The organism is Nocardia sp. NPDC050408 (assembly GCF_044458905.1).
Lineage (GTDB): Bacteria > Actinomycetota > Actinomycetes > Mycobacteriales > Mycobacteriaceae > Nocardia.
Window position 1 is genome coordinate 1 of sequence record NZ_JBITIL010000045.1, and the last position, 10,152, is coordinate 10,152.

General features: G+C 65.9%; 7 protein-coding genes and 1 pseudogene. 5 read left to right on the forward strand and 3 right to left on the reverse strand.

The genetic code is table 11. The features are described 5' to 3' along the window. The coding region (locus ACIBJI_RS42325; RefSeq protein WP_364360349.1) for an IS256 family transposase at positions 1-1,083 on the forward strand (1,083 nt) is incomplete at its 5' end. Between the two features lie 787 nt (positions 1,084-1,870). Here the strand turns inward: ACIBJI_RS42325 and ACIBJI_RS42330 are convergent. Next, positions 1,871-2,650: a site-specific integrase gene (locus tag ACIBJI_RS42330; protein WP_364360090.1), complete on the reverse strand. Its 780-nt coding sequence runs from the start codon at positions 2,648-2,650 to the stop codon at positions 1,871-1,873. A gap of 8 nt (positions 2,651-2,658) precedes the next feature. Between ACIBJI_RS42330 and ACIBJI_RS42335 the strand changes: the two genes are divergently transcribed. The 4 genes from ACIBJI_RS42335 to ACIBJI_RS42350 all read left to right on the forward strand — a co-directional run bounded on the left by ACIBJI_RS42335 (position 2,659) and on the right by ACIBJI_RS42350 (position 8,575). Next, positions 2,659-4,776, forward strand: a complete 2,118-nt coding sequence (locus tag ACIBJI_RS42335) for a Mu transposase C-terminal domain-containing protein (protein ID WP_397088822.1) — start codon at positions 2,659-2,661, stop codon at positions 4,774-4,776. Continuing rightward, complete coding sequence (locus ACIBJI_RS42340) at positions 4,773-5,843, forward strand: ATP-binding protein (protein WP_364360096.1); 1,071 nt, start codon at positions 4,773-4,775, stop codon at positions 5,841-5,843. The genes ACIBJI_RS42335 and ACIBJI_RS42340 overlap by 4 nt, the downstream gene beginning before the upstream one ends. Beyond that, positions 5,843-7,147 carry a TniQ family protein gene (locus ACIBJI_RS42345; protein WP_397088824.1) on the forward strand — a complete coding sequence of 435 codons (1,305 nt, stop codon included), beginning with the start codon at positions 5,843-5,845 and terminating at the stop codon, positions 7,145-7,147. The genes ACIBJI_RS42340 and ACIBJI_RS42345 overlap by 1 nt, the downstream gene beginning before the upstream one ends. A gap of 237 nt (positions 7,148-7,384) precedes the next feature. After that, positions 7,385-8,575, forward strand: coding sequence for a lycopene cyclase family protein (locus tag ACIBJI_RS42350; RefSeq protein ID WP_364360102.1), 1,191 nt, complete (start codon positions 7,385-7,387; stop codon positions 8,573-8,575). Between the two features lie 365 nt (positions 8,576-8,940). Here the strand turns inward: ACIBJI_RS42350 and ACIBJI_RS42355 are convergent, their stop codons facing one another. Beyond that, positions 8,941-9,936 carry a hypothetical protein gene (locus ACIBJI_RS42355; RefSeq protein ID WP_397088826.1) on the reverse strand — a complete coding sequence of 332 codons (996 nt, stop codon included), beginning with the start codon at positions 9,934-9,936 and terminating at the stop codon, positions 8,941-8,943. Positions 9,937-10,053: 117 nt separating this feature from the next. Further along, positions 10,054-10,152 (reverse strand): annotated as a pseudogene (locus tag ACIBJI_RS42360) (transposase); the annotation flags it as partial.

Below are 10,152 nucleotides of genomic sequence, written 5' to 3' on the forward strand. Positions count from 1 at the left end.
CGCAGCGACGAACGGGTCAACCACCGCAACGGCTACCGACACCGTGATTTCGACACACGTGTCGGCACGATCGACGTGGCGATCCCGAAACTGCGTTCGGGCAGCTATTTCCCCGAATGGCTGCTGGAACGCCGCAAACGCGCCGAACGCGCGTTGACCTCGGTGGTGGCGACCTGCTACCTGCTCGGTGTCTCGACGCGCCGGATGGAGAAGCTGGTCGAATCACTCGGTGTGACAAAGCTTTCCAAGTCGCAGGTGTCGATCATGGCCGGCGAGCTCGACGCCCAGGTCGAGGCGTTCCGCACCCGCCCCTTGGATCAAGGGCCCTACACCTTCGTCGCCGCCGACGCCCTGGTGCTCAAGGTCCGCGAGAACGGTCGGGTGGTCAACGTCCACGCCCTGATAGCGACCGGCGTCAACGCCGACGGCTATCGCGAAATACTCGGTATCCAGGTCACCAGTGGCGAGGACGGAGTCGGCTGGCTGGCGTTCTTCCGCGACCTGGTCGCCCGCGGTCTGTCCGGCGTCGAGCTGGTCACTTCCGATGCCCACGCCGGGCTGGTCGCCGCGATCGGCGCGACCCTGCCCGGCGCGGCCTGGCAACGCTGTCGAACCCACTACACCGTCAACCTGATGTCGATCACCCCGAAAACATCATGGCCGTGGGTGCGCACGCTGCTGCACTCGGTATTCGACCAAGCAGACTCTGAATCCGTTGGCGCCCAATATGATCGGATGCTCGACGCCCTGGCCGAGAAGCTGCCGAAGGTCGCCACGCACCTCGACACAGCCCGCGCGGACCTGCTCGCGTTCACCGCCTTCCCCAAACAGATCTGGCGCCAAATCTGGTCCAACAATCCCCAAGAACGGTTGAACAAAGAGATCCGCCGCCGCACCGACGTCGTCGGCATCTTCCCCGACCGACAAGCGATCATCCGCCTCGTCGGCGCCGTCCTGGCCGAACAACACGACGAATGGATCGAAGGCCGCCGCTACCTCGGCCTCGACGTCCTTGCCCGCTCCCGCGCCACCACCGACCCCACCGAACAGGAGGAAACCACCACCACAGCCCTCACCGCATAACCGAAAACCGGAACATGCGGTGACCACCCCGGTTACACCACGCCTTTGGACTTGACCCTTCGATCTCGGCGCGCGTTCGATCGTTGATGGGCACTTCGTGCTCGAGTAACTGTCGCGTCAAGATCCACAGTCCGGCTTCCTGTCGGCCGGTCTTTCTGCAGTCGCGAAAGTTCTCGGTGTCGTCGACCGAGGGCAGCAGCGCGGCCAATCGTTCCCATAGGTCTGCTTCGTATGCCTGGTAACGGCTCTCACCACTCACCGATGCGACGCTACGGCCATCGTTCGTGGACAGGTTGATCAGGTGACGCCCAGCCTTCCCACAACGGCAACGCACGTCCATGCTGCTGTGCGCGCTGGGTGAAACGGCCACTCGGGCGGCCGGAAGACCAACGAGTAGCGCGTTGTACGGCCGCGGCAGTGCGCATTCATGCCGACGAGCGTGCGTCCGGCTGACCCGGTTCGAAAGGGCTTGATTCCAAGCATGATCGAAGCTCCTCCGGTATCGACACTTGGCTGCTCGAGCCGCGTCGAGTTCCTGGTCGCGCTCTTCGAGTTGGCTGGTGAGTTCGACGATGGTGTTCGCGATGCCCGGAGTGCACGAGAAAGGGCCGACACGAATTGTTGAACATTCCGACTTTACGACACGTTTTACGACACTTCATCGGAGCGCGAATCGGCAGGTTTCTGGTTCGAGTCCAGATGGGGGAGCTTTGACCAGGGCAAACGCTACAGTTTGACCCTGGTTTTTCCCTTTGATGCCCGCGAGCGTCACGGAAACGTCACGCTTTCAGCTCACGAGCTTGCCCAGCGCGGTCGTGAAATCGGGAGCCTCGGTCGGTCGGTCGATGTAGTGCCGCTTGGTGGTGGCAGTGTTCGCGTGACCCAGTTGCTGAGCTGCGGCCTGTGGGCTGTATTGGTCGGCTATGAGGGATGCGACCGTCTTGCGGAAGGTCTTCGGTGTGACCCACGCGAACTTCTCGCCGCGTGCCTGACGCCAGAGTCGGTTGAAGTTGTGGGGATCCCAAATCCCGCCGTCGCGATTCGGGAACACCAGATCCAACGCGTTGTCCACCGCTTCGGCTTTGACGCGCTCAAGCGTGTCGACGACGAACTGCGGCAGGATCACCGTCCGGAATCCGGAATCGGTCTTCGTCCACTCCTGACGGATCAATCCCTTGCCCTTGATGCGAATAACGGTGCCGGAGAAGGTAAGTCGCGGTGGTGTGGACTTCAGATCCACATCGGACCAGCGCAACGCCAGCGCCTCCCCGGGGCGAGGTCCGGTGCCCAATTCGACATCGGCGACGTCCAAGACCCGGGGATTGCGCTTGGGACCGCTCGTGTATCCAGGGGTGCCGTCGATGTCCTTGCCCGCCAGCCACGATCTGAGCTGCTCTCGGAGCTCGGTCAGCGTCTCGAGATCGGCCGCCCGCGGCTTCTGGCGTTTGCGGGGCAGGTCGGCCACCTCGCGGACCGGGTTCTGGTCGATGGCGTCATGCCGTCCGGGTTGATGTCCGAGGTCGAATCGGTGGGAGACCCGATCGCGGTGTTGCCGGTGGTGTTTCACCTGTTGTGGTGTCATCGCCTGCGCGCGGATTTGTCGGTGCCGCTGTCACCGGGCACCGAGATCTCGTCGGCCGATTCGCCGATTGCGGTGGTGGGTTGATGGGGTTGGCGCGTCCGGTGCTACGGGTGGGTGACCGTGTTGTGTTCGATGGTGATGAGCATCTGGTTGTGGGGTTGGCTGGGACGTCGGTGCGGTTGCGGTCGGACTCCGGTGTTGTCCAGGTGCTGTTGGCGTCGTATCTGTTGGCGGCGGTGGACTTTGCGGTGTTGGGTGCTGCGGCGTTGCCGCCGATGGAGCCACACGGTCTTCTGGAGGCGCTGCCCACCGACGCGGTCGCGGCGGCGCAGCGCTGGCGCGAGCATGTTGTTGAGGTCGAAACCGGGTTGCCGCCGGATCCGCCGCCGGGTGTGTGTCCGCGGGAAGGTTACGACCCGGCGGTGACGACGCTGTCGCAGCGGCAGCGGCGCAAGGCCGCCGAGTTAGGGGTGGGGCTGCGCACGATCGAAAGCCGCCGCGCTCGTTATGCGGCGCAAGGATTGTGGGGACTGGTCGATCAGCGGGTGACGCGGACATTCGATCTCGCGGGTCGGGCGGATCCGAGGCTGGTCGAGGTGATCGTGGAGATGCTCGACGCCGAGACCGGTCGATCGACGGGAACGCGTTCGCGGTTGATCCGACGCGTGAGCAAGAGGCTGGAGGAGCTTTACGGGCTGGGAGTGGTGCCATTGCCGGGCAAGACGACGTTTTATGCGTTGCTGGACCGGTTGTCGGTGGGGCGGCACACGTTCGGATCGGCGGTGACGCGGCGTCAATTGGCGAACCGGCCGGAGGGGGTGTTCACGCCGAGTTTCGCGATGCGGCCGGGGGAGCAGGTCCAGATCGACTCCACCCCGATCGATGTGATGGTGCTGGCCGAGGACGGGGTGCCGGTCCGCGCCGATCTGACGATCGCGGTCGATGTCGCCACCCGCAGCCTCTGCGCGGGGGTGCTGCGGCCGGTGGGCACGAAAGCGGTTGACGCGTCGCTGCTGTTGGCGAAGATGATGGTGCCCGAGCCGATGCGGCCAGGCTGGGCCGCCGCGTTGCGGATGGCGGCGTCGGTGCTGCCGCACGAGCGGCTGTTGTCGATTGATGCGCGGATGCGGGAGGCGGCGGCGCGGCCGGTGATCGTTCCGGATCAGGTTGTCATCGATCACGGCAAGGTGTTCGTGTCTGAGGTGTTCGTGCGCGCCTGCGATCGGTTGGGTATCTCGATCCAGCCTGCCCGCAAGGACACCCCGACCGACAAGGCGGTCGTCGAGGCGACCTTTAGCGCGATCAAAACCCTGTTCGCGCAACATGTTGCCGGGTTCAAGGGCGCGAACCCGACCCTGCGGGGCCGCGGAGTCGAGGCGGTCTGGACGATCGGACAGTTGCAGGATCTGTTCGACGAGTGGGTGATCGTCGGCTGGCAGCATCGCGGTCACGACGCGTTGCGGGATCCGGCCGCGCCGCGACGGAAGCTGTCGCCGAACGAGAAATACGCCGCATTGGTCGCCGCAGCCGGTTATCTGCCGATCACGTTGTCCGGCACCGATTATCTGGAACTGCTACCGGTGAAATGGCGCCAGGTCAACGACTACGGCGTGCGCATCGACAACCGCATCTACGACTGCGTCGAGCTTGGCCGATATCGGCGTCAGCCTTCTGGATTGGCGGGCAAGCGAGGGTTGTGGGAAGTGCACTACGACCCCTACGACCTGTCCCGGGTGTTCGTCCGCAACCACCACGACGGCGGTTGGATCACTGCACCGTGGACGCATCTGCCGATGGTCGCCGCCCCGTTCGCGGACTTCACCTGGCGCCACGCTCGCCGCCTAGTCGCCGAATCCGGCCGGGAGGTCACCGAAACCGAAATCGCCCGCGCCCTCGACGCGTTGTTGACTCGCGCCGAGCACGGCCCGGACACCACGGGCCGCAAGATCGCCGCCCGCACCCGCGCCGCAGTCAGGCATCGGACGTCGATGCCGGAGTCCGCCACCGCGACTGAACAGGCTGCGCCGCAACGACAACCAAAATCCGAGACCGCTGAGGTGATCCCGTTCGGTGTCTTCGACGCCGACGCCGAGGCAGAAAGATGGATATGACCGGCCAGTCCAGCGATGACACCGATGAGTTGCCCGCCGACGAACCGTTAACCACGAAGGAGGGCTGGCGCCGGTTCGTCGACTACCAACCCGAACCACCCGCACAGCCGGATCACGTTGCGGTGAAGGTGTTGTCGCGGGCCGAGCGCGTCGAGCTCGACGAGGCGCGCCGTGACTATCACGGCCAGTTGCCGTTGGTGAATACCCCGACTATCCGGCAGGTGCTACGCACAGGCCGGCTGCTGGTCCAGCTCAACCGCGGGCAGGTCTCCGCCCGCCGTGGTGTGATCCTGTCGGGAGCCTCCGGGACCGGGAAGACCACCGCGCTGACGCAGTTGGGCCGCACTCACGAACGCGCGATCCGCAAACGCCACCCTGGACCTGCCGGGCGCAACCGGATCCCGGTCGTCTACGTGACAGTTCCGCCCGCGGCGACAGCTCGGATGCTCGCGGTCGAGTTCGCGCGGTTCTTCGGTTTGGAATTCGGTAGCCGCGCAAATCTGCCCGATATCGTCAACGCTGTATGCGCGACCGCGGCCCGGACCTGCGTCGAGCTCGTTTTGGTCGACGAGATCCACAACCTGAACCTGGCCACCCGCGCCGGCGCGGAGGTCTCCGACCAGTTGAAGTACTTCGCTGAACGCCTGCCCGCCACGTTCGCTTACGCCGGAATCGAGGTCGAAGCCCAAGGCTTGTTCGCCGGGGTCCGCGGTCGTCAGATCGCCGGACGGTTCACCCTCATCAGCGCGGCATCGTTCGCCTACGGCACCGGCGAGCAACGCGACGCCTGGTGCGCCCTGATCGCCTCTCTGGAGGGCATGCTGATGCTGCACCGACACAAACCCGGCACGCTCGTTGGGCTGGCCGAATACCTCTATCAGCGCACCGGCGGCATGATCGGGAGCCTGTCGCAGTTGATCCGCGGCGCGGCGATCCTGGCCATCGACGACGGCAGCGAGAAGATCACCCGCGCGCTGCTCGACGACATCCCCGTCGACTACGCCGCAACCAGCAGCACCCCGCCACGCCGTCGCACCACCCTTACCCGCCGCGAGGCCAGCGCCTGATGGTGTCGCGACTGCCGATCCGCATCCGGCCTGCCGCCGACGAGATCGCGGTCTCCTACCTGAATCGGCTGGCGGCGCTGCACGAGATGCCATTCACCGAACTCTGGAACCAAGTGAGTCGGCCCCGCAACGGCACCAGCACCCGCCGACTCGACCCGGACCAGTTCGCCACTGTCGCCGACCAACCCCGCCAAAGGCTGGCCCGCGCCATCATCGAACTACGGGATCCGGAACCGGACTGGCTGGCACTGCGGCACGAACCCCAACCAGGGTGCTGGCGTTGCGCTGCCGCTCACCCGGGTCGGCCGGTGCTGCAGCTGTTCGGCCACCACCGCTACGTCTGCCAGCGCCACCGGATTTGGGTCGGACCACCCGACCTGACCGGTTTCCCGCAACCGGACCTGTCTGGCTTACCGGAAATCGTTGCCGCGCAACGAGCTCACCTGCGGCTGCTACAGCGCCTCGGACCGGCCGCGTGTTTCGATGCCGTGCTGACCGGATTCCTCATTTGCGCGCACCGATGGACCGACCGGCGCGAACCCGCGCACGGTGATGCTCGGTATCGGTGGGCACGACGAGCGGATCGACTCATCCCGTCCGGCACCGAGCTGGAGACCTTCAGTTGCTCACGGCTGTTCGCCGCCACCTACCCCGAAGCCGTCGATATCGCCGAGGTGATCGGAGCACTGCACTGGCGGCGGATGGCGGCCGGGAACCCGGACACGCAGCAGCGATTCGCCGCCGAGATCGGGCGACGCCTCGGACAGCCCGACTATCGGCCGCAGGTCGTCCGCGACCCGATCGCGCACTGGATCGACCAGGACTGCTGGCGGCCACCCAGCCTGCCCATCCACGACTACCGCAGCCAACGCACCTACAGCGGCCCCAGCCACCGCAAACCCCAGCAGCGCAACGAAGAGGCCCGCTTCACCAGCGCCGCCTGGTTCGCCCAGCACCGCTGCGGCGGCGACGCCATGCTCCACCACCGCAGCCTCGCACCTGTCATCCTGCGCGACTGGTCGCAGCCGAACGTGCTGTTCGAAAGCGCACTATCAGCTTCAGCAACAATCACTGAGGCTCGCGCCGAACGCAGCACCGCTGCCAGCGCGCGCGTCATCGGATCCCTCGACTTCATCCGGCCGGGCCCCGTTCCAACCGATTACCTCGATACCGCCGTCGAACCAGCCCCCTGGCCAGAACGGACCGAACCGCGGCAGCAATCCCCTCCGCGGCCTTGGTCGGTCAGCGAACGGCCCTACTTCACGCCCAGCCCCCGCCAACAGCGGAAGTTCCGGCTCCGATGAAACACCGACCGAGCGAGCAACAACGGCTACGGCGACAGGCGGTATCGGTCGGGTATCGGCCAAGCGGAGGATGCCGCACAGCACAAGGCGTGTTGTCGGTGAATGCTGACGGCGCGGTAGCGCCGGTCGGGTCGACGGGCTTGGGGCGGCGCCTCCCAGGGGTGGGCAGTTTCCAGCAGCGAGGTGCCGCGTTGATCTGTGCACACTGTCCCGGTGGGCTTGGAGATAGATCTTTGTGTGGTTGGACTTGGCCCGACGGGTCGCGCGCTGGCACATCGCGCAATGCGTGCCGGGCTCTTTGTCACAGCGATCGATCCGCGACCACAGCGGTTGTGGTCGCCGACCTATGCCTGCTGGGTTGATGAGTTGCCGGAGTGGCTGCCGCCCAGTGCGATTGCCACCCGTATCGAAGCTCCGACGGTGTGGACCAACACCGAGCACCGCATCGAACGACCTTATTGCGTGCTGTCCAATCCGGGACTGCGCGACGCTCTGCCGCTCGATGACGCTACTGTGCTGACCGGCCGGGCGACCCGGGTGAACGCACACGAAGTGGAGTTCGCTGATGGCACGATCGTCCGCGCGGCAACGGTTTTCGATGCCCGTGGGCTGTCGCCGGTCAAACAGCGCCGCGCAGTAAGCGCGCACGGCATTTTCGTGTCCGCCGAAACCGCGGCACCGATGGTCACCGATGGTGAAGCATTGTTGCTGGATTGGCGTCCCGACAACGGCGCGGGCTCGGACGAGCCGCCGTCGTTTCTGTATGCGGTGCCGGTTGGCGATGGCACGGTAGTCTTCGAGGAGACCAGTCTCGGCCTACCTGGTGGTATGCCTCAGCGTGAGTTGCGCGAGCGCTTGCTGAATCGGCTCGCCGCTCATGGCATCCGGGTTACAGGGCAGGAGCCGAGCGAGGCCCCGCACTACCCACTGGATCAGCCGCCGCCGAAAAGTGGGGTGGTCGCGGCGATTCCGTTCGGTTCGCGCGGCGGCATGATGCACCCGACAACCAGTTACAGCGTGGGCGACTCACTGGCGCTGGTGGACACCGCGGTGAACGCGGTGAGCGAGGAGCGTGATCCGGTCGCGGCACTGTGGCCCTGGCGGGCTCGGCTGGTTTACTGGATGCGGATGCGCGGGCTGGGGGGCCTGGGCAGGCTCACCACCGACCAGTCGATCGCGATGTTCGAGTCCTTCTTCAGCGCCTCGCCGCGTGAACAGCGCGCGTTGCTGTCCGCGCACGACGACTACGCCGCGCTGGGCGCCGTTCTGTTCAACACAGTCGCGCACCTGCGTCCGTTCCGGTGGCGCTACGACCTGGTCGGCTGGACCAACCGGAACCGCTGGGTGGAATACGACTTCAATCAGCCGACAGTCCCGACAGACCGCCGTCCTCGCAGCGATGACCGGACCGAGATAGCTGCATCCTGATGCGGGAACAGTCCATCCACAAATCCGCAAAGTAGGTCCGGACGCTCGGACAACTAATCCTTCCGCGCGACCTTTCGGCCCGCAGGTCAGGCAATCGCTGTTTTGCAAGGTTGAACCGGAACGGACAGATGCGGATAGTGGTGGGGTTGTGGGAGCGTGTTGGGTTGATCTGTGGGGAGGGATCGGCAGGCCGTTAGTCTGGGTTGTGGCCCTGCCGATTTCGGGTGATCCGAGATCGCCGCACTCCAACGGTCTCCGCTCGATCGGGAGTGTGTGGTGGTCCAGTCCGCCGCGGGTGTGGACACCGCGGCGGACCGGTGATCGCAGACCCGAGTCGACGGGCGGGTCGCAGTAGAGGTGAAACGTTAGGCGGCGGTGCGGTAGTGGTGTCGGCATTCGCTGCAGAGGTCGTCGGTGTCGATCTCGCGGTGGTGGGTGCATGAGCAGCAGCGTCCGGTGCGCAACGACACCGGGGTCAGCCTCGCGATCGGTGTGCCGGGTGCCGAAGGGTGTGGGTGTTGGTCGAGGAAAGCCATGATCAGTCCGCGTTCGATCCGTGTGGAGCGCTGCTGTAACGCATCGAGCAGTGCGGGTGCGGCGGTGGGGTAGTGGTCGGTGAGGTGCTGGCAGTAGGCAGCGATTTCATCGGCGAGGGTGAAACCGGCCGGGAGCGTGGCGATTCCGGGGCGGTCGTGGTCGCGGCAGTGTTGGCAGAGTCCGTCGTCGCTGATGCGGTGGCCGTGGGTGTTGGTGCGGTAGTGGTCGCTGCAGGCGCGTTCGCCGAAGCAGTACACGCACACCCAGCCCTGCAGTGGTGGGAGGGTGGTGTGGTCGTAGTCGATGCCGCTGCCGTTGGCTTGGAAGGCGGGTCGGTCGTCGTTGCGGATGTCGAGACCGGTTCGGGTGCGGGCGATCTCGTGGGCGTCGAAGTTGTCGCGGGTGCGGGCACCGGCGCGGTCACGCTCTAGGAGAACTTGTTCGGCGATTTGGCGTACGTAGTGCCGGTCCCACATCGCCGGTTGGTAGGCGGGGTCGGTGTCGACGAGGAAGCGGGTGCGGATGTAGTCGGTGACCACCCGCGCCTCTCCCGCGGGACGGCGCTTGGTGCGGATCGCGGCGATGTGCTCGGGTCGCCGCCACGCGCGCTTGGCGGCGACCGTGGTCGCGGTCGAGGGTGTAGCGGTCTGGGTTTTGTTCGGATCCCGGGCGAGGAGTCGGCGCGCGTTGTGCTCGGCGGCGACGAGAGGGACCGTTGTGATCCAGCGGGGCTGGTCCTCGGCAGGGCGGTGTAGTCCGGGGGGTCGGTGCGGGTGACGAAGGTGTCGAGCCAGGCGCGCAGTTCTGGATCGGAGCGTCGCCACAGTGACCGCAGTGAGGCGCGCGCGATGAGGTAGGGGGAGTTGGTGAAGGTGTCGGCGACGCGGACGAGGCGGTCGAGGTCGGTGGGAGAGGCGAGCTGGGTGAGCGCGCGTTCGAACTCGTCGCAGTTTCGGGATCGCCACGTCGATCGTGCCGACACGTGTGTCGAAATCACGGTGTCGGTAGCCGTTGCGGTGGTTGACCCGTTCGTCGCTGCG

Coding starts and splice junctions, on each gene's coding strand:
- ACIBJI_RS42340 (WP_364360096.1), top strand. CDS start 4,773: ATGACCGGCCAGTCCAGCGATGACACCGATGAGTTGCCCGCCGACGAA.
- ACIBJI_RS42345 (WP_397088824.1), top strand. CDS start 5,843: ATGGTGTCGCGACTGCCGATCCGCATCCGGCCTGCCGCCGACGAGATC.